Source organism: Dolichospermum sp. UHCC 0315A (genome assembly GCF_008121535.1).
Lineage (GTDB): Bacteria > Cyanobacteriota > Cyanobacteriia > Cyanobacteriales > Nostocaceae > Dolichospermum > Dolichospermum lemmermannii.
Genome location: NZ_CP043056.1, coordinates 2,402,501 through 2,426,092, shown reverse-complemented (window position 1 = coordinate 2,426,092; position 23,592 = coordinate 2,402,501). Strand labels below are relative to the sequence as shown.

Sequence of the window (23,592 nt, the reverse complement as noted above, 5' to 3'; positions counted from 1 at the left end):
GTAATGGGAAGAAAAATATTATTCCCTTCCCACAATTTGATCAGAATCCTAATTTTTCTAAAATGGGTTTTGTAGACACAATATGTCTCTCTAAACCCAATTCTTTGGGACTGACACCTAAAGCCAAAGCAATCAATTGGGGTAGGTGTAAAATCGGTAAACCTAACTTTTCACCGATTACCTTTTCTACCTCTGGTTGACGAGAATCTAAATTCAAATGACACAAAGGACATGGTGTGACAATACAATCAGCACCATTATTTAAAGCTTCTTGGATGTGATTTCCCGCCATTTGGAAAGATTCGGTTGTCGCGTAGCTAGACAAAGGCCAACCACAGCATTGAGTTCTGCCACGATAATATACAGGTGTCGCTCCTACAGCCCGAAATACATTTTCCATTGCTTCGGGTTGAAAAGGATCATCATATGGCATGGATTTTTGAGCGCGAAGCAGATAACAGCCATAGAAAGCTGCACATTTTAATTCACTTAATTTCTTGGTAACACGCTGAGTAATTTCCTCTAAACCATAATCTGTGACTAAAGCATAAAGAAGATGTTTAACTTCTGTACTCCCCCGATAGGGTGAACAGCCTTCTTTTTCTAATAAACCATTAACCTTATTCACGTAATCAGGATTTGTTGATTGACATTCTTTTAATCGTTCATCAACATGACCAATAACACCTTGGCAAGTGCTGCAATGGGTAAGTAAAGGGAGATTTAATGATTCTGCTAACGCGATATTTCTGGCATTAACGGTATCTTCTAGTAGTTGAGAATCTTCTTTAAATGTCCCTGAACCACAGCAAGAGGCTTTTTTCAGTTCAACCAATTCAATACCCAAGGCTTGAGTGAGAGATTGGGTTGATATATACAGTTCCCTACAAGCCCCTTGAGCTACACAGCCTGGATAGTAAGCGTATTTTAGCGGTTTAGATAGCATAAAAGTATAGTTGGTTTATTGTTTAGAGGTGATGAGGATTGATTAATTGGGTGGTTACTGTGGTTATTAAACCTTTATCTCTCATTTCCAGGATCTCCTTCATCTTTAATCCTCAGTTTTAATGATAGAACCTATACTCAGGTTCACCCTTTCCGATAAGATGTATATGCCCAAAAAAAACTTTGTTCATTTAGAGCAAATCATAGCAACTTGTTAAGGACTTTTATTTATGAGCCAAGCAGCAACTTTTGAAAAAGTTAAAAAGATTATCGTTGAGCAACTTAGCATAGAGGATGAGGCTAAGGTTATACCAAATGCCAATTTTATGGAAGATCTAGGGGCTGATTCCCTAGATACAGTGGAGTTAGTCATGGCTTTGGAAGAAGAATTTGAGATCGACATTCCTGATGAAGCGGCTGAAAAAATTACAACTGTTCAAGCCGTAGTTGATTATATCTCTAGTCACGTTGCTGCATCCGCATAGACGAAATTTAATTCAGTATTGACGGGTTTAAACAAATACTTTAAGAGTATACAAATTAACTGGATAAACCCGTCCTTAAATGAGTGTTAAGTGTCTAAACTGTAAGTTTGACTTCAAAAAAAGCACCAAAAGTCCATAATATTGAGCAAACAGTATAGTCTTAACTAAGAATACTTAACTCGGAACTCAGCCCTCTTAATTGTTTCCCCCTGCTGCTTTTTCGCCATATTTAATGCAATCATGATAGACTATAAACGTAACCGCGTTGTTGTAACAGGTGTGGGCGCGATTACACCTATTGGTAACACACCAGCCGAATATTGGGAAGGATTATTAAGCGGACGGAATGGAATTGACTATATCACCGCCTTTGATGCTTCTAAACATAGTTGCCGCATTGCGGGTGAAGTCAAAAACTTTGATCCACACACTTACTTAGATCGCAAAGAAGCCAAGAGGATGGATCGGTTTGCCCAATTGGGTGTATCAGCAGCTAAACAAGCTATTGCTGATTCAGGTTTAGTAATTGATGATCTCAACGCTGAACAAGTTGGTGTAATTATCGGTTCGGGAATTGGTGGAATTAAAGTTTTAGAAGACCAACAAACCATTTACTTAGATCCTAATAAAGGTCCTAGTCGTTGTAGTCCCTTCATGATTCCCATGATGATCGCCAATATGGCAGCAGGATTAACAGCAATTCATACTGGGGCAAAAGGTCCAAATTCCTGCTCTGTAACAGCTTGTGCTGCGGGTTCTAATTCTATCGGCGATGCTTTTCGTCAGATTCAAGGCGGATATGCCACAGCCATGATTTGCGGTGGCTGTGAAGCCGCAGTTACACCCCTGTCAGTGGCAGGATTTGCGGCTGCTCGCGCCCTGTCCACCCGCAATGATGATCCGGCTCATGCTTGTCGTCCCTTTGATCGTGATCGTGATGGCTTTGTCATGGGTGAAGGAGCAGGAATTTTAATTCTCGAAGAATTAGAACACGCCCTCAGCCGGGGCGCAAGGATTTATGGGGAAATTGTTGGTTACGGGATGACCTGTGATGCTTATCACATGACTTCTCCTGTTCCCGGTGGTTTAGGTGCAGCCAGAGCGATTGAGTTAGCTTTAAAAGATGCGTCACTGACACCGGAAATGGTTAGTTACATCAATGCTCATGGAACTAGTACATCAGCTAATGATGTGAATGAAACCGCGGCGATTAAGAAAGCTTTGGGAGATCATGCGTATAAAGTAGCCATCAGTTCTACTAAATCCATGACAGGACATCTGTTAGGCGGTTCTGGTGGGATTGAAGCTGTAGCGACAATTTTAGCGATCGCTCATGATCAAATTCCCCCCACCATCAACATCGAAAATCTTGATCCAGAATGTGATCTAGATTATGTCCCCCATACCAGTCGCGCTCAAGTAGTAGAGGTAGCTCTATCTAATTCCTTTGGCTTTGGTGGTCATAATGTTACCCTAGCCTTCAAGAAATTTACTCCCTAAAGATACTTCCTAGTCAGGTATTAGGTGACAGGTGACGTTAATAACCTAATCACCCATTACCACGACTTGTATTATTGATCCCCAAATAATTTTGCTAGTGGTTAGCTTTTAAAGAAGTGAACCTGTGGCAAGTATGATAGAGATCATTCCTAACTGAACAGTTAGTTTAGGATAACCAAATTATCGGCTTTATTCATCACCAAGAACTCAGAATATCCCCCTTGTCCATTGACAATTGGGAATGAGATGATGAAGAAAGTGGGATCACTTTATAATGACCCCAGCAAGAAAAAGCTAAAAAGAGTCCTAACCCGTCGTTAACAATAAAGAGATTATGGCTGTTGCAACCCAATCCATCCAAGAACTTTGTATTAATTCGATCCGCTTTTTGGCTGTAGATGCCATAGAAAAATCTAAATCAGGACACCCAGGACTACCGATGGGCGCGGCTCCAATGGCTTTTGTGCTTTGGGATAGCTTCATGCGCTATAACCCCAAAAATCCCCAGTGGTTCAACCGCGATCGCTTTGTTTTGTCCGCAGGTCATGGTTCAATGTTGCAGTATGCCTTACTGTACTTGACCGGTTACGATAGCGTTACCATAGACGATATCAAGCAATTCCGTCAATGGGGTGCTAAGACCCCAGGCCACCCCGAAAACTTTGTCACAGCCGGTGTAGAAGTTACAACAGGCCCCTTGGGTCAAGGAATTGCCAATGCAGTTGGTTTAGCAGTAGCCGAAGCCCATCTAGCTGCTAAGTTTAACAAGCCTGATGCCACAATTGTTGACCACTACACTTATGTAATTCTTGGTGATGGTTGCAACATGGAAGGTATTTCCGGTGAAGCTGCTTCTATTGCAGGACACTGGGGATTAGGTAAACTCATTGCTCTTTATGACGACAACCACATCTCCATTGATGGTTCTACAGATGTAGCTTTCACTGAAGATGTTTCTAAACGCTTTGAATCTTACGGTTGGCACGTTCTCCACGTTAAAGATGGTAACACCGATTTAGCCGGAATTGCTAAGGCAATTGAAGCTGCAAAAGCTGTCACCGACAAACCCACCATGATTAAGGTGACAACCACCATTGGTTATGGTTCTCCTAACAAACAAGATACCGCCGGTATTCACGGTGCGGCTTTGGGACCAGAAGAAACCATCGCTACCCGCAAAAATTTAGGTTGGGAATATGACGCTTTTGTAGTTCCTGAAGATGCCCTTAATCATACTCGCAAAGCAGTAGAACGCGGTGCTGGTTACGAATCCGCTTGGAATACAGTTTATGCTGGTTACAAAGCTAAATACCCCCAGGAAGCGGCTGAATTTGACCGTTTCATTAGCGGCAAATTACCAGAAGGTTGGGATCAAGTATTACCTACCTACACAACTGAAGATAAAGCATTACCTACCCGCAAACACTCAGAAAACTGCCTCAACAAATTAGGGGCTGTTTTACCTGAGTTAATTGGTGGTTCTGCTGACTTAACCCACTCCAACCTCACCGAACTCAAAGGCGCTGGGGACTTCCAAAAAGGACATTTCGCTAACCGCAACATTCACTTTGGCGTAAGAGAACACGCTATGGGTGCAATCTGTAACGGTATGGCGTTGCACAACTCAGGTTTAATTCCCTACGGTGCAACCTTCCTAATCTTTACCGATTATATGCGGGCTGCTATTCGTTTAGCTGCTCTTTCCGAAGCCGGTTCAATTTGGGTAATGACTCATGACTCCATTGGCCAAGGTGAAGATGGTCCTACACACCAACCCATTGAAACCCTCGCTTCTTTGCGGGCTATTCCTGATTTAACCGTAATTCGTCCCGCAGACGGAAATGAAACCTCTGGTGGTTACAAAGTCGCCATTGAGAAGTCTAAAGCAAATGCTTCGACTTTACTGGCGTTCACTCGTCAAAACGTTCCTAACTTAGCAGGTACATCTATTGCAGGTGTTGCTAAGGGTGCGTATACAATTGTTGATTCTGAAGGTACACCAGATATCATCTTGATTGGTACTGGTTCAGAAGTTAGCCTCTGCGTGAGTGCAGCGGAAAAATTAACGGCTGAAGGTAAGAAGGTTCGCGTTGTTTCTATGCCTTCTTCTACCTTGTTTGACACACAAGATGCAGCTTACAAAGAATCTATTCTTCCTAAAGCTGTTACCAAGCGTCTATCTGTAGAAGCTGCTAGTAGTTTCGGCTGGCACAAATATATCGGTAGCGAAGGCGACACTGTAAGTATTGATACTTTTGGTGCTTCTGCTCCTGGTGGTATTTGTTTGGAGAAGTTTGGCTTCACTGTTGATAATGTTTTAGCTAAAGCTGAGGCTTTGTTAGGTTAATTATCACAGGATATTTTCTGATTTTGTGGGGTGGGCTGTAAAAGCTCACCTTTTTTTTGTGGAAAAAGTTAATCTATGATTTCTAAAAAATAATTTAAATAAATAAACGAACCACAGAGGCACAGAGAACACAGAGGGAGGAGAAATAGAAATATTGTTTAAGAGCCAAATTCATTGATTCTTGTAAATATCCTAATGCAGATAAAACTTCGATTTATTCATCTTTAATTGATACTGTTACCATTGTCTTTACCTCATCATTAAGTTATTTAGATATTTTGTTATATTTTTAGAGGAAATTTCATGAACATTAACAAAAATGAACTTACACGAGTATAACATTAGTGTATGATAGAATATTACTAATATCACAATAATTAACTCTCTGTTGATATTATGCAAACACAAACACGGTATTACAGCCCAGAAGAATATTTAGAACTAGAAGAGAAAGCAGAATATAAAAGCGAATACCGAGACGGAGAAATTATCCCTATGACTGGAGGAACAACAAATCATAATAAAATAGCAGGTAACTTTTATGCTTATCTGAAATTTGCGTTAAAGAAGAAAAATTATGATGTGTATATTGGTGATGTGCGTTTGTGGATACCGCGTTATCGTCAACATACATACCCTGATATCATGGTAATTCAAGGAGAACCTATTTACACAGGTGCAAATACAACTACTGTCATGAATCCTTTATTAATTGCTGAAGTTTTATCTAAATCAACTAGCAATTATGACCAAAGTGATAAATTCATGTACTATCGTTCTATCCCTGAATTTAAAGAATATATTTTAATTAATCAATATCAATATCATGTTATGCAATATGTGAAAACCGACGATAGTAAATGGATATTCACAGAATTACAGTCTGAATCGGATATTTTGACATTAGAAACAATAGATTTTCAGATTGCTTTGAGTGACTTATATGAACAGGTCAATTTTACACAAGTTAATGAAAATGAATAATTAAGAGAACTCTATTTTCTGCTATATACTAAACACGCTTGGGAAATTAACTTTTACAAGATTAGGAAAAACCTAGATTTGTAGGGGTTTAGCAGTGCTAAACCCCTACTATAGAATCACACGATTAAGACGTTTTGAATATAAATTAGTCCGTGAGTTGCCCAAACTTGCTCATGTTTACATATAATTTATTATAAGAAGAGTATTAAATTAATATCGCAAAAATTACCTAAAGTTATGAAACAAAGGTTATTTAGTCAAGGGTGGATAGGGGTGACACAAATTGTTATTCTCGCTTCCTTGACAGCATTAACGACAATTGCGACTACCAACCAACCCAGCCACGCTAAAGGTGAGACCTTTTACTGTGGCAAAAGTAAAGGTATACCTGTTACCTTTGTCCGTACTCAAGATAGTAGAAAAGTAACAATAGTTCGCTGGACTTCTAATGCTTACTTTCCACCACCTTGGACGGCTCAACGTCGTTGTGACGAAGTATCGCGCAGATTTCAAAGGAGTAATGACAACGGTACTCTGAAAAATATCACCACTGGGACGCTCAGAGGTGAACCAGTTGTTTGTGCTGGTACTAGCCAAAATACTGCTTGTACAAGTAATAATTTATTATTTACTCTCAAACGTGGAGTTAATCCCAGTGCTACTCTCCGCAGACTCTTAGACCGTCGGGGTTTGGCTGCTGGTAATACACTCAATGAAAGTGCAGGTGACACAATTAATATTGATTTCCAGCTTTACCTCGATAATGCCACTGTTGAACCGGATTAAATTAACATGACTTGGCGGATATTAAAATTTGTCGCCTGTATTGGCGGTTTGTCAATGTTGCTTTCAAGTTCGGCAGCAAGTATCACTATTTCTGCTGGACAAACTAGCATTATACAACCGCCAATTCCATTATCAGTGGCACAGTTGCAGGAAAAAGCGGCGGCTATTACTGTCAAGATATTATCAACAGATTTTTTGGGTTCAGGAATATTACTAAATAAACAAAATTCAGTTTATACAGTATTAACAAATGCCCATGTTTTGCGAGCAGATGATCCAGCCTATCACATTCAAACACCAGATGGAGAAATATACAAAGCAAATGTTCTAAAAAATATGAATTTTCAGAATTATGATTTGGCAATATTGCAATTTTATAGTATTAAAAAATCTTATTCTGTCGCAAATTTAGGTACTGTTCCTAAAGTAGGAGATGAGGTATTTATTGCTGGGTTTCCTGTGGGGGAAGAAAGCGAAAAAATCAACTTTGTATTTATTGGTGGTAAAGTATCTTTGGTATTATCAAAAGCCTTAGAGGCTGGTTATCAGGTGGGATATACAAATCATTTGGAAAAGGGTATGAGTGGAGGTGCTTTATTGAATAAACAGGGTGAGGTTGTGGGTGTAAATGGGATGCACGCTTATCCATTATGGGATGCTCCCTCTGTGTTTTTTGATGGTTCGCAAGCAGAGGAAAAGTTACATCAGGAAATAGTGCGTTTGAGTTGGGCTATACCGATAGATAGGGTTGTGCAAATGATGGATAAATTCGAGATATCTAATTCGGATTTCGTTATAAAAATAAACCGCCCCGAACTCAAGTTCAGGGCTAATAACTAAAGTCCGTTAAAACGGACTATAAATTTTTCTTCAGTCGTCTTTAGACGACTTTTGCTATTAGACTCAGAATTCATTCTGAGGCGGGCTGGTTTTCATACTGCACCAAGTTTATTATCCCAGATTTTGAAAGAGGAGAAAAAATAAATGAATTATAAATACACATTTCCAGCAGTGCTGATAGGGGTATCAATCGCACTGGTACAAACGCAAGTAGCCTTCGCACTATCATCAGGTCAAGTGGCGAAAATGGCTAAACAAATCACTGTTTTAATTGATAGTAAAAGTCCCGGTTCAGGGGTAATTGTTAAACGTTCAGGCAATACTTACACCGTTCTCACTGCGGGTCATGTTGTCGCTGGTAAAAATAAAGCCGAAATAGTTACTCCAGATGGTCAACGCTACCAACTCAACTACAGCACTGTTAAACCTCTACCGGGAGTTGATTTAGCTACTTTCCAATTTACTAGCAGCAATAATTATCCAGTTGCTAAAATCGGTGATTCTGATCAATCCCCAGAAGGAACAATCGCCTATGTAGCAGGATTTCCAAAAGCCAAAGCTGCTTCTATTTCCAGTTCAATTTACAATTTCACCGATGGGAAGATTACCGCAAATGCTTCCAGACCACTTAAAGATGGCTATGCCTTGGTGTATAGCAATATTACCTTACCAGGGATGAGTGGTGGACCTGTGTTTAATGAGCAAGGGGAATTAATAGGAGTTCATGGAAAAGGAGATGAATCAGAAGTAGATATAGAAACCTCAAAGGTTAATCCTGAAGTTGCTTATATTAAATCAGGCTTTAATTTGGGGATTCCTATTAATACTTTTTTGCGACTATCAGCTAAATCTGGGGTAGATGTGGGTGCGACTCCAGCGCCAGAAAGATTAGCAACTGCACCGAAAGCTGACGACTTCTTTATTCAGGGTGTGGATAAGAAAAACAAAGGAGATAATCAAGGGGCAATAATAGCTTACAATGAAGCAATTAGGCTGAATCCTAACGATGCCGATGCCTACTACAACCGGGGAAAAGTCCGTTCTGATTTAGGAGATAAGCCAGGAGCAATAGATGATTACAACCTAGCTATCAAGTTTAATCCTAACGATGCTTATGCCTACAACAACCGAGGAAATGTCCGTAAGGATTTAGGAGATAAGCAAGGAGCAATAGATGATTACAACCTAGCTATCAAGATTAATCCTAACTTTGCCCTAGCCTACTACAACCGGGGAAATGTCCGTGATTATTTAGGAGATCAGCAAGGAGCAATAGATGATTACAACCTAGCTCTCAAGATTAATCCTAACTTTGCCCTAGCCTACAACAACCGGGGAGTTGCCCGTAATGAATTAGGAGATAAGCAAGGAGCAATAGATGATTACAACCAATCTCTCAAGATTAATCCTAACGATGCCCTAGCCTACTACAACCGGGGAAATGTCCGTAAGGATTTAGGAGATAAGCAAGGAGCAATAGATGATTACAACCTAGCTCTCAAGATTAATCCTAACTATGCCCTAGCCTACAACAACCGGGGAAATGTCCGTAAGGATTTAGGAGATAAGCAAGGAGCAATAGATGATTACAACCTAGCTCTCAAGATTAATCCTAACTTTGCCCTAGCCTACAACAACCGGGGAAATGTCCATTATGAATTAGGAGATAAGCAAGGAGCAATAGATGATTACAACCAAGCTATCAAGATTGATCCTAACTATGCCGATGCCTACTACAACCGAGGAAATGCCCGTTCTGCTTTAGGAGATAATTTCCAAGCAATATCTGACTTTCAGCAAGCTGCACAATTATACCAACAGCAAGGTAATAATGAAGATTATCAAGATGCTTTGAATAGAATTAGGGAATTACAACAATAGTATTTTTGTCTGAATCAGGATATCCAGGATTTAAGGATTAACAGGATGTTTGATTGTATTTGAATGATGAGATTTTGCGGATTTTATATTATTCTCACAGTTACTTTCTTCTTTACGTCTTTCTTCCTTTGCGACTTTGCGCGAAACATAACACACAGGAACACACCAAAAGAATATTAATTTCATCCTGAAAATCCTTAAATCCTGGATATCCTGATTCAGACAATAATTAGACGATAAAAATCCTAATTCAAACAAATTATGCCAGCAAAAGATATTTATCATGATCAAGTTAGAAATGCCCTAGAAAAAGAAAATTGGCAAATTACCAAAGATCCACTTGTGCTAAAATGGGGTATAAGGGATTTATATATTGATTTAGGTGCAGAAAAACTTATAGCCGCAGAGAAAACTGGACAAAAGATAGCAGTAGAAGTTAAAAGTTTTGTCAGTAACTCCCCAATTTCTGATTTAGAAAAGGCTTTAGGACAGTATATTTTATACCATGACATTCTTCAACAATTAGAACCTAACCGTCGTTTATATCTTGCTATTCGGCAAGAAACATATTCAGAATTGTTTCAAGAACCAGTTGGTAAGATATTATTAGAAAATCAACGTCTTTGTTTACTTGTCTTTGATTCTGAACAGGAGATAATTCTCAAATGGATACCTTAACTAATTATCGCCAAATCATTGAAAAGATATTAAAGGAATATGCCGCACTACCTTATGCCTATGGAGAATTAGAAAGAGAACTAATTATTGATAAATCTGAAAACAGTTACTTATTACTAACAATTGGTTGGGAAAACAAACAGAGAGTACATGGCTGTTTAATTCATATTGATATTATCAATAATCAAGTCTGGATTCAAAGAGATGGTACAGAAGATGGTATTACAAATGAACTTGTCAATGCTGGTATTCCCAAAAATCAAATAGTTTTAGCTTTTCATCCTGTTAATGTCAGGAAACATACAGAATATGCTATAGGAGTTTAGCGAAGATTATCATATTTACTGTCTGAATCAGGATTCAAACACAATAAACATTCTCAAAATCCCATATATAAAACAAAAAATAACATCCTGAAAATCCTTTAATCCTGGACATCCTGATTCAGACAATTAACATACACGGATACACGAAAAGAATTTTAATAACATCTTGAAAATCCTTAAATCCTGGATATCCTGATTCTGACAATTAATTAATTTCCAATGAATTAATCATCTTGTTTGCTGTTTCCACAAACTGATCATAATCATCTATTTTCGCAGTATAAGTAATCGTATAAGCCTGATCACCTTTTAAAGTCACAACCTGCATATTCTTTAAAATATCTTTACCATTTTTACCCGTAAACACCAATTTACTAGCTTCTTTATTTGCCAAATTCGTTACACTTTTATCAACAATCTTTGCACCTGATACAGTATTATTAATTTCCTGAATACTGGATTTTTGCCAATCATCTAATCTGCCAGAAAACTTATCAACGCTAATTGTCACCTTTTCTTGAAAATTATCTTTATCATTTTGTTTAGGAGAGATAAAAGTCACAACTTCGGCTGTAATTGGGTTTTCTAAATCTTGTCTTTCCCAGGTTTTTGGATATTTGATTGTGATTCCATATTTAGAATTTTCATATCCATTCCAATCATCTTTTTTAGTAATAAAGAAAATAATTAAGCCAATAACTATTGTAATTCCTAGCAGTCCATAATAGATCCCCGACTTCTTTAAGAAGTCGGGGATCTTCTGCTTGTTAACTAAGCTTTTAACTGCTTGTAATGCTTCCTTTGCTGTAGGGTGACGCTTACGAAAATCATAACTTACCATTTTATCTAAAACTGTGGCTAGTTTGGAACTAACATTTACATATTTACGCCAAATAATTTCCCCCGTCTTTATATCTTCTTCTAATTTATCAGGTAATAAACCAGTGAGTGCTTGAATAGCAATTATTCCCACTGCATAAACATCACTACTCAATTGTGGTTTACCTCTTTGTTGTTCAAGTGGCATATAACCAGGAGTCCCAATAATTACAGTAGAAGTAATTTGTCCCTGTTTATTAACTAGCTGTGTACGAACTTCTTTAACTGCACCAAAATCAATCAGGAAAATTTTATTATCTAAATGACGACGACGGATATTATCTGGTTTAATATCTCGGTGAATAACTTTGTATTTATGAACAAATTCTAATACTTCTAAAATTTCTATTAGGAGTTGAATAACATCAGATTCACTCATTTTTTGACCTAATGTTAATTCATCACTTAAATCATTACCTTTTATATATTCCTGAACTATATAAAATTTATGATATTCTTCTATGTGGGCTAAAAGTTGGGGAATTTGGTCATGCTTGCCTAACATTTCTAACGTTACTGCTTCTTGGTCAAAAAGCCTTTTAAGTATTGTTAAAGTAGCTGGATCTGTACTGGCTGGTGTAAACTGCTTAACAACACAAAAAGGATTTCCCGGTCGCTTGGTGTCTTCTGCTAAAAAGGTAGTCCCAAATCCACCTTGTCCCAGACTTTGAATAATGTGATAACGCTTGTCTATAATCGTGCCTATCATTAGACTCACCCTGTACTCAGAATGCGTTTAGGATTGATTATGACACAAATTCTGACATCTAACCCACATTTTGCAGATATTAAAACAAATTTAGGAATTAAAAATTTAGAGAAATAAAAGCCTGAAAATATTGCCCAGCAAAGATTTCACTAGACAGGGGTAGCGATGAATGAATGGTTACAAGGAAATCCACTTTTATTGGCAGAAATACCAAACAATTTAAAATCACAAGAATCTAATTTAGAAGTCAGCGAAAGATTAAGACAATTATCTATTGCATTAAGGGGTAGATAGTGTTAAACAGATAAAATTCTCAAGCACAGCATCGCAGATTATCCATGATAGAAACCGATTGGAAAACCGTCAAAACCTACGAAGACATCATCTACCAAAAAACCGACGGTATCGCCAAAATCACCATCAACCGTCCCCACAAACGGAACGCATTCCGTCCCAAAACCGTATTTGAACTATACGAAGCCTTTTGGGATGCCAAAGAAGATACCACCATTGGCGTAGTTTTATTTACTGGTGCAGGACCCCACACAGACGGTAAATACGCCTTTTGTTCAGGTGGAGATCAAAGTGTGCGGGGACAAGCAGGATATGTAGATGATGCTGGAATCCCCCGTTTAAACGTCCTCGACTTACAACGCCTCATTCGTTCCATGCCGAAAGTCGTTATTGCCCTCGTCGCGGGTTATGCTATTGGCGGCGGTCATGTTCTCCATTTAATTTGTGATTTAACCATTGCTGCCGATAACGCCATTTTTGGGCAAACAGGCCCCAAAGTAGGCAGTTTTGACGGTGGTTTTGGTGCAAGTTATTTAGCACGGATAGTAGGGCAAAAAAAAGCGCGAGAAATCTGGTTTCTCTGTCGTCAATATAACGCCCAAGCAGCCTTAGAAATGGGCTTAGTTAATACAGTCGTCCCCATAGAACAACTAGAAACAGAAGGCATAAAATGGGCGCAAGAAGTCTTAGAAAAAAGTCCCATAGCCATTCGTTGTCTCAAATCAGCATTTAACGCCGACTGCGACGGACAAGCTGGTTTACAAGAACTCTCCGGTAACGCTACTCTCCTTTATTACATGACAGAAGAAGGAGCAGAAGGAAAACAAGCATTTTTAGAAAAGCGTCCCCCTAACTTCCGGGATTTTCCCTGGTTGCCTTAAATTTATTCGCCGTTGCATAATGGCTGTATGAATTATCTTTCGCGCAAAGGCACAAAGGAGCAAAGGCGCAAAGTTTGAGATTTTGAAATATACCAAAATCGCACCTGTTGTGGAAGGTGCGATTTCCGAAGATGTCAAAATGGGAAACAGTGACAAATTGCCAGTCAAATTTTATTAAGGTGGACGGAAAATTGATGACCGTAATAATAGGTAGTTAAATTAGTACGCTCTGATTTTTTACTTCTTGTGCAGCGGAAGTAGGGATATCTTCAACAGAGGCTACTGTAAGATGATCCAAATCGGTCGGAAGAGTTTGAGCAGCCGAAAAAATAGGTCTGGCTACTGGTAAACTCCAAGCTTCTTCTAACGTTTCCCAAGCAGGTGCAAAAGCTGCTAAGGCGAAAGGACAGGCCTTCCAAACCCCTTGAACTGGTGCGCTCAACTTTTCACACATACCACCACGACGACCCTGTGGTTGGTAATAACGACAATAACGACAGGTAGATGTTAAACGCTTAATTAGTTTCATGTGCCTTCATCTTCAATACCGTAGGACTAGTTATCACACTTATATATCTTGCTTCTTCATCAAAATAGGCATGAAAGGCGAAAACTCATTATTGGCTATAGGTTCTAGCGATTATTAGCGATAAACAAACTTTATGATGTCTTTAGATTCTTGTTATATTTGTAAATGATTATTGAAGTGTTCACACACTTGTTTTTGTCTGAAACGTAATGGGGATCAAGGTTAAAAGTTTTATTTTAGATTTGCTCATCTTGGAAAAACCTGACTTTAGATGGATTTAAAATTCATCCTTAGCATCTACTTTACTCAATGATTTATAATAGTTCAATATTTTTAATCAGGGCTTATTTTCTACCCTAACAGCTTAGTGCAGCAGAGAGAACAAACATCCCAGCGTTCTAGTTCACCCGGTGGGGTGGGACATTGACATTGGGGACATAAAGGGAGATGATGCGATCGCTCTTGCATCTTCTTCGCCCAATTCTCAAAAACACCCAAAGCATTGTCAAGACTAGATATAACTAACTTCTCAGTAGTTAAATCATCAACTACATAACTAGGATGTTCAGATGCCGAAACAGTTGGTTCTGTTCCCGTCGTTGAGGAATTTTTCCACTCTGCTGTCGAAAAACGAATATCCACCAAAGAGGTGGACAGCTTATCATTTAATTTCATCAATATTGTTTTCCGTCCAAAGGTCAAATTTTGCGCCCAAGCAGCACTAGAAGTTGCTACCCACACTACATCACGTTGAACTGACAAAGGACGAGTTTGAGCAGCAACCGCAGTCCCCACAACTTCCACCCAACACTTCAGCAACCGTGGAAATACCTGTTCTTGCCATTGTGGTGAACGTTGAATATTCCCTAAAACCTGATCAATTGACTTAAAAGACATATTTTGTTAGTAGTTTTACTATTTTAACTATTGTGGGACGGGCAGCATTCGACAAATCGCTCACGCCTAAGTCTTGCCTCTTGCCTAGTGCCATAACGACGATTTTCAATGCTAACCTACTTATATTGAAAATTAATTTAATCATCTACCCTAACTCCATCTTAAACAATGAATCAAAATCCTCTTAGAGATTCTTCGCAAACACCAGTCTTAAACCCTGCTCTGACTACAGCACTGGCTAGTTTAGAAGTACAATTAGATCAAGAATTAACCAGATACCGACGGACACGCAAAAACGCCCGACAACAACCATTAAGCAGTGTAGAAAGTTACACAAGAAATAAAAAAACAGCCTTGTTAACAGATATTCAACTACCAGCAGTTCCTTCCATAGCCACTCCCCCAGAAAATCCGTTGTTGACGAAAGAGACTGAAGCAATTAATTTTCCCCAAGACTTTGCTATTTCCGAAATAGAAGAAACCTCCACCCCTCCAAACTTAGAAAAATCTAGCAGTAGTATAGTTCCCACCAAAATTCAATCTGTTGAAAACCAAACCCTCCTCACCACAAACGATACTCCTAAACAACCAGATGATTATTTAGAATCTAGTGAAGCATTATTACGGAGTTTGACTGCCGAAGCACCACAAACTCAAACTCCTAATTCTCCCAAATCCCGTGACAGTGTGCTATCCCCTATGGGAATTGGTTCAATGCTATTGCTATTGTTAGCAACTTTAACTTTAGGCTATGTAGTCTTAAATCCCAAAACTTTGCCTAAATTTAATTTCAGTAACTTACCAAACAATAATTCATCACCAATTGCGGTAAATACTGAAGTAATAGAAAATAATTCTCAACCAACTAGCGAACCCAAAATCACTCCCATAGCCAAATATCCTAATTTAGCTACCCAAGAATTTCGACAAATCAGAAATCCTCAAGATATCGTAGATTTAACACCAAAGATTAAACCTACTCCCCAAATCGTCCCCACTCCCCTAGCTATTCAACCCCCCATAATTCCTATAACTCCTATAACTCCATTACCCACTCTTTCCCCTCTTTCTACTCTTTCCACACCTCTACCAAAGCCTACAGCCACCGCATCACCCCTTACAGAAGATATGAAACTGTCAACTAACGGCTACTATTATATTATTGCTGATAATCAAGGCGACAAAGCTTTAACAGCAGCAAAGCAAGTAGTTCCTGATGCTTATTTATCACCCAATCAAAAATTTATTTATTTAGGTGCATTGAAAACCAAGGATGAGATTAAGCGGAAATTGCAAGAACTAGAAGCAAAAGGGATCAAAGGACGGTTAGAAGAGCCATAATAAAAAAAACCTTGGTATTGCTGAATTCAGGAATGAAATTTACTTAATTTTAATTCCGAAAACTCTTACCTTTGCGCCTTTGCGCCTTTGCGCCTTTGCGTGTTAGCGAAGCGGGGCGAAGCCTGGCTAATTCATACTCATTCGGTAGAGCCAATATGGAAGTTATTAACCGTATTCTGCGGGTGATTCGCGCTAATTTCAATAGTTTAGTCAGCAATGCAGAAGATCCAGAAAAAATTCTGGAAAAAGCTTTCATGGAAATGCAGGAGAATTTGGTACAATTGCGTCAAGGGGTAGCTCAAGCGATCGCCACCCAAAAGCGCACAGAACGCCAAGCAGCCGCAGGAGAATCCCAATCTGAGGAATGGTATCGTCGCGCCCAATTAGCCCTCCAGCAAGGCAATGAGTCTCTCGCACGGGAAGCCCTCACCAAACGCAAATTTTACCAAGAAACCGCTACAACCTTAACCAGTCAAATTCAACAGCAAAAAGATGTAGTAGCCAAATTAAAACAAGATATGCGGACTCTAGAGTTAAAACTGGCTGAAGTGAAAACCAAAAAAGATATGTATATCGCTCGCGCACGTTCGGCCGAAGCTTCTTATCGGCTTCAGGAAATGCTCACTGGTGCTTCTGCCACATCTAGTTTAGGTGCATTAGAACGAATGGAAGAAAAAGTTTTACAGATAGAAGCACAATCAGAAGTTGCTAGTACACTGGGTGGTGATGATCTAGAAAAAAGATTTGCATCCTTAGATTCTGATCATGATATTGATACAGAACTGGCAGCAATGAAAACTTATATGCTAAATCAAGGAGAAAATCCGCAACCAGATCATAATTTACCCAAAACACCCGAATAATAAGTTTGCTTGGTTAATATAGCTAATTGATAGGTTCATGATTCAGAATAGAAAAAAAGATAGTAATTCAGACTGGAAAGACTACATTGGCATGGGTAGCTATTAATATAGTAGAAAAGCTAACTATCTAACCAAGAGCGTAAACCTCTAAAGGAAAAATAAATTTATGGGATTATTTGATCGCCTTAAACGAGTAGTTGGTGCTAACCTAAACGATTTAGTCAGTAAAGCCGAAGATCCAGAAAAAATGCTGGAACAAGCCCTCTTGGAAATGCAAGAGGACATGGTGAAGTTGCGTCAAGGGGTAGCGCAAGCGATCGCTGCCCAAAAACGTACAGAGAAGCAGTATAATGAGGGACAAAATGAAATTAATAAGTGGCAACGCAACGCCCAACTTGCCCTCCAAAAAGGTGATGAAAACCTAGCACGTCAAGCATTAGAGCGGAAGAAAACTTATACTGATACTGCTACGGCTTTAAAAACTAGTCTAGATCAGCAAACTGTTCAGGTAGAAGGTCTCAAAAAGAATTTAATCCAGTTAGAGAGCAAAATTTCTGAAGCCAAAACCAAGAAAGAAATGCTCAAAGCCCGAATTACCGCAGCCAAAGCCCAAGAACAATTGGGAAATATGGTGAGTGGGATGAGTACCAGCAGTGCCATGTCCGCTTTTGAGCGCATGGAAGAAAAAGTGTTGCTTCAAGAATCTCGCGCTCAGTCTACCGCAGAATTAGTAGGTTCAGATTTAGAAAACCAATTTGCACGTTTGGAATCTGGTAGTGATGTTGATGATGAATTAGCTGCAATGAAAGCATCGCTCGCACCTGCACCCGAACCAAAACTACTCACCCCAGAACAACCCAGCACCGCAACTCCAGCACAACCAACCAGTACAACTAAACCTGCTCAACCAGTTGATGCTGAATTAGAGGCTCTACGCAAACAATTGGATAATCTGTAGTTTTTACAGATAATTTAATCCAGTTAATCCCACATATCTTAGTTGTGGGATTTTGCTTCATTTTTAAAGACGAAAAATTTATATAGTAAATCTTTTATAATCTAAAATCCAGAATGGTATGACAACTGACTCTCAGATTGGGATAGAGTATTTTGTAAACGAACTTCATTAATTTATGCTACCTTTATGGAGACTATGATGAACAAGGGTGTAATCACTATCACTGATGCTGAGTTTGAAACAGAAGTATTAAAAGCCGAGCAGCCTGTATTGGTCTATTTTTGGGCTTCCTGGTGTGGTCCTTGTCAATTGATGTCACCACTGATTAACTTGGCTGCAACAACTTATGGCGATCGCCTAAAAATTGTTAAAATAGAAGCTGACCCTAATCCACTCACCGTCAAGGAATATCGGGTAGAAGGTCTTCCCGCTCTTAGGTTACTAAGAGGAGAAACAGTATTAGAATCTACTGAAGGAGTAATTAGTAAAAATAAATTACTCAGTTTTTTAGATCAGCATTTAAATAATAATTAGTTACCCGTCAGTGATCAAAACTCCATAGTTTCTGATCACTCACTCATGACTAATGACCAATGACTAATAATTAAAATGCAATTTGCCACCCGGTTACAACCTTTAAAATCTAATGTATTTGCGGATATGGACACAGCCAAGACCATTGCTTTGGCTGCTGGAAGAGAATTAATTGATTTGTCCTTGGGTTCTTCAGATTTACCAGCCGAGAATCACGTCATCGAAGCGATCGCCCAATCTCTCCATGATCCTAGCACTCATGGCTACTTATTATTTCGTGGTACTCAAAATTTCCGTCAAGCCGCAGCCCAGTGGTACGAGCAAAAATTCGGTATCCCAGTTGACCCAGAAACAGAAGTTTTACCCCTGATTGGTTCTCAAGAAGGGACAGCCCATTTGCCTTTAGCCGTGCTTAATCCCGGCGATTTTGCTTTATTATTAGATCCTGGTTATCCTTCCCATGCCGGGGGAGTATACTTGGCTGGTGGTCAAATTTACCCCATGCCATTAAAACCAGAAAATAACTTTTTACCAGTTTTAAGTGATATTCCCGCCAACATTTTAGCCCAGTCGCGGTTAATGGTATTAAGCTATCCCCATAATCCTACCAGTGCGATCGCTCCCTTATCCTTCTTTCAAGAAGCCGTAGCCTTTTGTCAACAACATAATATAGTCCTCGTTCACGATTTCCCCTACGTAGACTTAGTTTTCGCAGCAGAAACCCAAACTTCAAAATCTCTTGTTCCCTCAATATTGCAAGCAGACCCCGAAAAAAGCGTCTCCATTGAATTTTTTACCCTGTCTAAGTCTTATAATATGGGCGGCTTCCGCATTGGTTATGCAATTGGGAATCCGCAATTAATTCAAGCCTTAAAGCAAATCAAAGCCACCGTTGATTTTAACCAATATTTAGGAATTTTGAACGGAGCGATCGCTGCCCTCACCGGACCCCAAGATGGTGTAAAATCTGCCGTTGATACTTTTCGTCAACGCCGCGACACCTTCATCAAAGCCTTACACCGTATTGGTTGGAACGTTCCCACCCCCCAAGCCACAATGTACATTTGGGCAAAATTACCTACACAATGGAGTCATAATTCAAGAGAATTTTGCACAGAATTAGTCAAAAAAACAGGTGTAGCAGCTTCTCCAGGTATCGGCTTTGGTAAATTCGGTGAAGGATACGTTCGCTTTGCATTAGTACAAAAACCAGAAATCTTAGAAACTGCTGTAGAGAGAATTTCCCAGTTCCTCTATTAACTCAAGTTGCTAGTCATCTAATTGAGCCTGGTAATTGGTAATTGGTAAATTTCTCATCCTGTTAATCCTTTAATCGATGGATATCCTGATATGGCTTGCGCCACGCTACGCTATCAGACAGTTTACCATTCTCATACTCAAATCCAACCATTTAGACTGAGTAATAGGCGCACTAGTAGAAATATAATCAACACCAGTTTCCGCCACAGCGCGAACAGTCTCCAAAGTTACATTTCCCGAAGCCTCAATCTTCACCCGACTATCTTCTTTACGAATCAATAATACAGCCTCACTCATCATAGACAAAGACATATTATCCAACATAATAATATCAACTTTGTGCTGTAACGCTTCCCGCACCTGAGCTAAATTTTCCGTTTCCACCTCAATAGTCAGAGGATAAGGAACATGAGAACGAATGCGGGTAACAGCCTCCCCAATTCCTCCAGCAGCAACAATATGATTATCCTTAATCATCACCGCATCATCCAAACCCATGCGGTGATTCATAGCACCACCCAAAGCAGTAGCGTACTTTTCCAAAATTCTCAACCCTGGAGTAGTTTTGCGCGTATCCACCAACTGAGCAGGTAAATCAGCTATTTTTTCTACATATATATTAGTCAAACTGGCAATTCCACTTAATCGCATCACCAAATTCAACGCCACCCGTTCCCCCATCAACAGCGTATCAAGAGAACCATTGATTTCTGCTATCACCTGTCCCGGTTCACATGGTGTACCCTCATCAGTCAAACTGATAAAATCAACCTCATTATTTAAAAGCTTAAACACCCTAGCCGCAACTGGTAAACCCGCAATTATCCCAGGTGCTTTAGCTATCCACTTAGCTTGTCCTCTCGCGGAATTTGGGGATAATAAAGATTGAGTAGTGCGATCTCCCCTACCAATATCTTCCAACAACCAACTTTGCAACAATTGATCCAGCACCAAAAACGGTGGTAGTACAGCCACTGAACTCTTCATATTATCTTCTAATATCTATATCCACTCAACACTATCAATAATTGTCTTCCGTTCTATAATGAATCAAAAAACCCCAGACGTGGAACTCCACCAAGTCAGCCCAATCAAAAACACCACTAACAGGGCAGAAAATTCAGGATTTTAACACTCACAACCCTTGTCTCACAAGGATTTCAGACAGAACGAAAAAACAATCTTCAAAATAGTTTGAAAAAGTAGTTGACAAACCAAAGCAGGTTCGATATATTAAATGAGTGCCTGAAGCGAAGCGAGACAAAACCAACGCCGAAAGTCACACCGAACCTTGAAAATATTATAGTTTGAAAGCCAGAATACAACAAGTACCCTGCGTCAGAAAAAGAAAATAACCTGACCGTGGTTGTAAAAACGGTTGAAAGAGCTACAGACGAACCAAAATGGAGAGTTTGATCCTGGCTCAGGATGAACGCTGGCGGTATGCTTAACACATGCAAGTCGAACGGAATCTTTAGGGATTTAGTGGCGGACGGGTGAGTAACGCGTAAGAATCTACCTTCAGGTTGGGGACAACCACTGGAAACGGTGGCTAATACCGAATGTGCCGAGAGGTGAAAGGCTTGCTGCCTGAAGAAGAGCTTGCGTCTGATTAGCTAGTAGGTGTGGTAAAGGCGCACCTAGGCGACGATCAGTAGCTGGTCTGAGAGGATGATCAGCCACACTGGGACTGAGACACGGCCCAGACTCCTACGGGAGGCAGCAGTGGGGAATTTTCCGCAATGGGCGAAAGCCTGACGGAGCAATACCGCGTGAGGGAGGAAGGCTCTTGGGTTGTAAACCTCTTTTCTCAGGGAAGAAAAAAATGACGGTACCTGAGGAATAAGCATCGGCTAACTCCGTGCCAGCAGCCGCGGTAATACGGAGGATGCAAGCGTTATCCGGAATGATTGGGCGTAAAGGGTCCGCAGGTGGCATTGTTTGTCTGCTGTTAAAGAGTCTGGCTCAACCAGATCAAAGCAGTGGAAACTACAAAGCTAGAGTATGGTCGGGGCAGAGGGAATTCCTGGTGTAGCGGTGAAATGCGTAGATATCAGGAAGAACACCGGTGGCGAAGGCGCTCTGCTAGGCCAAAACTGACACTGAGGGACGAAAGCTAGGGGAGCGAATGGGATTAGATACCCCAGTAGTCCTAGCCGTAAACGATGGATACTAGGCGTAGCTCGTATCGACCCGAGCTGTGCCGTAGCTAACGCGTTAAGTATCCCGCCTGGGGAGTACGCAGGCAACTGTGAAACTCAAAGGAATTGACGGGGGCCCGCACAAGCGGTGGAGTATGTGGTTTAATTCGATGCAACGCGAAGAACCTTACCAAGACTTGACATGTCACGAATTCTGTTGAAAGATAGAAGTGCCTTAGGGAGCGTGAACACAGGTGGTGCATGGCTGTCGTCAGCTCGTGTCGTGAGATGTTGGGTTAAGTCCCGCAACGAGCGCAACCCTCGTTTTTAGTTGCCAGCATTAAGTTGGGCACTCTAGAGAGACTGCCGGTGACAAACCGGAGGAAGGTGGGGATGACGTCAAGTCAGCATGCCCCTTACGTCTTGGGCTACACACGTACTACAATGCTCCGGACAAAGGGCAGCTACACAGCGATGTGATGCGAATCTCATAAACCGGAGCTCAGTTCAGATCGAAGGCTGCAACTCGCCTTCGTGAAGGAGGAATCGCTAGTAATTGCAGGTCAGCATACTGCAGTGAATTCGTTCCCGGGCCTTGTACACACCGCCCGTCACACCATGGAAGTTGGTCACGCCCGAAGTCGTTACCCCAACCGTTTGGAGGGGGATGCCTAAGGTAGGACTGATGACTGGGGTGAAGTCGTAACAAGGTAGCCGTACCGGAAGGTGTGGCTGGATCACCTCCTTTTAGGGAGACCTAATCCATTTAGAAATCGAAGGTAATGAAAATTATCAACAGAAACTAAATTGGTCTAACCTAGGTCGGTCGCAGACTTGAAGTAAAGCTTTCAAACTATGATTTGGTTCGATAAGGGCTATTAGCTCAGGTGGTTAGAGCGCACCCCTGATAAGGGTGAGGTCCCTGGTTCGAGTCCAGGATGGCCCACCTGAAGGAAGTCAAAAATCAAAAGTCAAAAGTCAAAAGTAAATATTTTTGAAACATGACTAGAAATTTTGAGTTCTTTTTGGGGGTTTAGCTCAGTTGGTAGAGCGCCTGCTTTGCAAGCAGGATGTCAGCGGTTCGAGTCCGCTAACCTCCACATTTGGAAAAAAGACAGCAACTGAAACTATTGATGATAGTTTTTGACTGCTGGGTTAAATTCCAGCCAGAACCTTGAAAACTGCATAAGAGAACGAGAAAAAGCACCGCAGACACAGACATGAAAGTGTTCCGTGAATGCAAAAAACCAAAGAAAAGTGGTCAAGCTAATAAGGGCTAATGGTGGATACCTAGGCACACAGAGGCGATGAAGGACGTGGTTACCGACGAAATGTTCCGGGGAGTTGGAAGCAAACTTTGAGCCGGAAATGTCCGAATGGGGCAACCCTATGTACTACCTGTTGAATATATAGACAGGAAAGAGCCAACCCAGCGAACTGAAACATCTTAGTAGCTGGAGGAAGAGAAATCAAACTAGAGATTCCCTCAGTAGTGGTGAGCGAAAGGGGAAGAGCCTAAACCAGAGGATTTATC

At 40.3% G+C, this 23,592-nt stretch carries 20 protein-coding genes, 2 tRNA genes and 2 rRNA genes (1 of these 24 running past the window's edge); 19 read left to right on the top strand and 5 right to left on the bottom strand.

What is annotated here, in order from left to right:
* Positions 1 to 40 precede the first annotated feature (40 nt).
* Positions 41 to 946, bottom strand: coding sequence for a CoB--CoM heterodisulfide reductase iron-sulfur subunit B family protein (locus tag BMF77_RS11880; protein ID WP_148762996.1), 906 nt, complete (start codon positions 944 to 946; stop codon positions 41 to 43).
* Between the two features lie 229 nt (positions 947 to 1,175).
* On the opposite strand from BMF77_RS11880, the gene acpP reads away from it, so the two are divergent.
* The 9 genes from acpP (at position 1,176) to BMF77_RS11835 (ending at position 10,772) form a co-directional block, all read left to right on the top strand.
* Positions 1,176 to 1,430, top strand: a complete 255-nt coding sequence (acpP, locus tag BMF77_RS11875; protein ID WP_148762994.1) for an acyl carrier protein — start codon at positions 1,176 to 1,178, stop codon at positions 1,428 to 1,430.
* A 240-nt stretch (positions 1,431 to 1,670) separates the two neighbouring features.
* The gene (fabF, locus tag BMF77_RS11870) at positions 1,671 to 2,930 is read left to right on the top strand and encodes a beta-ketoacyl-ACP synthase II (protein WP_148762992.1); all 1,260 of its coding nucleotides are present in this window, start codon (positions 1,671 to 1,673) and stop codon (positions 2,928 to 2,930) included.
* Between the two features lie 334 nt (positions 2,931 to 3,264).
* The gene (tkt, locus tag BMF77_RS11865; RefSeq protein ID WP_148762990.1) at positions 3,265 to 5,277 is read left to right on the top strand and encodes a transketolase; all 2,013 of its coding nucleotides are present in this window, start codon (positions 3,265 to 3,267) and stop codon (positions 5,275 to 5,277) included.
* Between the two features lie 396 nt (positions 5,278 to 5,673).
* Complete coding sequence (locus BMF77_RS11860) at positions 5,674 to 6,261, top strand: Uma2 family endonuclease (RefSeq protein ID WP_148762988.1); 588 nt, start codon at positions 5,674 to 5,676, stop codon at positions 6,259 to 6,261.
* Between the two features lie 237 nt (positions 6,262 to 6,498).
* On the top strand, positions 6,499 to 7,047 hold the full coding sequence (locus BMF77_RS11855; RefSeq protein WP_148762986.1) for a COP23 domain-containing protein: 549 nt from the start codon (positions 6,499 to 6,501) through the stop codon (positions 7,045 to 7,047).
* A 6-nt stretch (positions 7,048 to 7,053) separates the two neighbouring features.
* Positions 7,054 to 7,887: a serine protease gene (locus tag BMF77_RS11850; protein WP_148762984.1), complete on the top strand. Its 834-nt coding sequence runs from the start codon at positions 7,054 to 7,056 to the stop codon at positions 7,885 to 7,887.
* Between the two features lie 144 nt (positions 7,888 to 8,031).
* Positions 8,032 to 9,768 carry a tetratricopeptide repeat protein gene (locus BMF77_RS11845; RefSeq protein ID WP_210422341.1) on the top strand — a complete coding sequence of 579 codons (1,737 nt, stop codon included), beginning with the start codon at positions 8,032 to 8,034 and terminating at the stop codon, positions 9,766 to 9,768.
* Between the two features lie 261 nt (positions 9,769 to 10,029).
* The gene (locus BMF77_RS11840; RefSeq protein WP_148762982.1) at positions 10,030 to 10,446 is read left to right on the top strand and encodes an element excision factor XisH family protein; all 417 of its coding nucleotides are present in this window, start codon (positions 10,030 to 10,032) and stop codon (positions 10,444 to 10,446) included.
* The gene (locus BMF77_RS11835) at positions 10,434 to 10,772 is read left to right on the top strand and encodes a XisI protein (protein WP_148762980.1); all 339 of its coding nucleotides are present in this window, start codon (positions 10,434 to 10,436) and stop codon (positions 10,770 to 10,772) included. The genes BMF77_RS11840 and BMF77_RS11835 overlap by 13 nt, the downstream gene beginning before the upstream one ends.
* Positions 10,773 to 10,977: 205 nt before the next feature.
* Here the strand turns inward: BMF77_RS11835 and BMF77_RS11830 are convergent, their stop codons facing one another.
* On the bottom strand, positions 10,978 to 12,360 hold the full coding sequence (locus tag BMF77_RS11830) for a serine/threonine-protein kinase (RefSeq protein WP_015081583.1): 1,383 nt from the start codon (positions 12,358 to 12,360) through the stop codon (positions 10,978 to 10,980).
* A 338-nt stretch (positions 12,361 to 12,698) separates the two neighbouring features.
* Between BMF77_RS11830 and menB the strand changes: the two genes are divergently transcribed.
* The gene (gene menB / locus BMF77_RS11825; RefSeq protein ID WP_015081581.1) at positions 12,699 to 13,535 is read left to right on the top strand and encodes a 1,4-dihydroxy-2-naphthoyl-CoA synthase; all 837 of its coding nucleotides are present in this window, start codon (positions 12,699 to 12,701) and stop codon (positions 13,533 to 13,535) included.
* A 214-nt stretch (positions 13,536 to 13,749) separates the two neighbouring features.
* Here the strand turns inward: menB and BMF77_RS11820 are convergent, their stop codons facing one another.
* Together BMF77_RS11820 and BMF77_RS11815 are read right to left on the bottom strand one after the other, a co-directional pair.
* A complete protein-coding gene (locus BMF77_RS11820; RefSeq protein WP_015081580.1) occupies positions 13,750 to 14,064 on the bottom strand; it encodes a hypothetical protein in 315 nt (104 codons plus the stop codon).
* A 351-nt stretch (positions 14,065 to 14,415) separates the two neighbouring features.
* Positions 14,416 to 14,961 carry a DUF721 domain-containing protein gene (locus BMF77_RS11815; RefSeq protein WP_148762978.1) on the bottom strand — a complete coding sequence of 182 codons (546 nt, stop codon included), beginning with the start codon at positions 14,959 to 14,961 and terminating at the stop codon, positions 14,416 to 14,418.
* A 168-nt stretch (positions 14,962 to 15,129) separates the two neighbouring features.
* On the opposite strand from BMF77_RS11815, the gene BMF77_RS11810 reads away from it, so the two are divergent.
* The 5 genes from BMF77_RS11810 (at position 15,130) to BMF77_RS11790 (ending at position 19,917) form a co-directional block, all read left to right on the top strand.
* Positions 15,130 to 16,302, top strand: a complete 1,173-nt coding sequence (locus BMF77_RS11810; protein ID WP_148762976.1) for a hypothetical protein — start codon at positions 15,130 to 15,132, stop codon at positions 16,300 to 16,302.
* Between the two features lie 155 nt (positions 16,303 to 16,457).
* Entirely contained in the window at positions 16,458 to 17,165 is a 708-nt protein-coding gene (locus tag BMF77_RS11805; RefSeq protein ID WP_148762974.1) for a PspA/IM30 family protein, read from the top strand.
* Between the two features lie 166 nt (positions 17,166 to 17,331).
* The gene (locus BMF77_RS11800; RefSeq protein WP_015081576.1) at positions 17,332 to 18,123 is read left to right on the top strand and encodes a PspA/IM30 family protein; all 792 of its coding nucleotides are present in this window, start codon (positions 17,332 to 17,334) and stop codon (positions 18,121 to 18,123) included.
* Between the two features lie 198 nt (positions 18,124 to 18,321).
* On the top strand, positions 18,322 to 18,657 hold the full coding sequence (locus BMF77_RS11795; RefSeq protein WP_148766937.1) for a co-chaperone YbbN: 336 nt from the start codon (positions 18,322 to 18,324) through the stop codon (positions 18,655 to 18,657).
* 66 nt (positions 18,658 to 18,723) lie between these two features.
* Positions 18,724 to 19,917, top strand: coding sequence for an LL-diaminopimelate aminotransferase (locus BMF77_RS11790; protein WP_148762972.1), 1,194 nt, complete (start codon positions 18,724 to 18,726; stop codon positions 19,915 to 19,917).
* A gap of 105 nt (positions 19,918 to 20,022) precedes the next feature.
* Here BMF77_RS11790 and nadC read toward each other — a convergent pair whose 3' ends face one another.
* Entirely contained in the window at positions 20,023 to 20,904 is an 882-nt protein-coding gene (nadC, locus tag BMF77_RS11785) for a carboxylating nicotinate-nucleotide diphosphorylase (protein ID WP_148762970.1), read from the bottom strand.
* A 413-nt stretch (positions 20,905 to 21,317) separates the two neighbouring features.
* Between nadC and BMF77_RS11780 the strand changes: the two genes are divergently transcribed.
* The 4 genes from BMF77_RS11780 to BMF77_RS11765 all read left to right on the top strand — a co-directional run.
* Positions 21,318 to 22,806: ribosomal RNA gene (locus tag BMF77_RS11780) — 16S ribosomal RNA — on the top strand.
* Between the two features lie 124 nt (positions 22,807 to 22,930).
* Positions 22,931 to 23,004 (top strand) — tRNA-Ile (locus tag BMF77_RS11775).
* Positions 23,005 to 23,085: 81 nt separating this feature from the next.
* Positions 23,086 to 23,158: transfer RNA gene (locus tag BMF77_RS11770), tRNA-Ala, on the top strand.
* Positions 23,159 to 23,317: 159 nt separating this feature from the next.
* A 23S ribosomal RNA gene (locus BMF77_RS11765) occupies positions 23,318 to 23,592 on the top strand (it continues 2,557 nt past the right edge of the window).
* Together the 16S and 23S rRNA genes with 2 tRNA genes alongside form the textbook arrangement of a ribosomal RNA operon.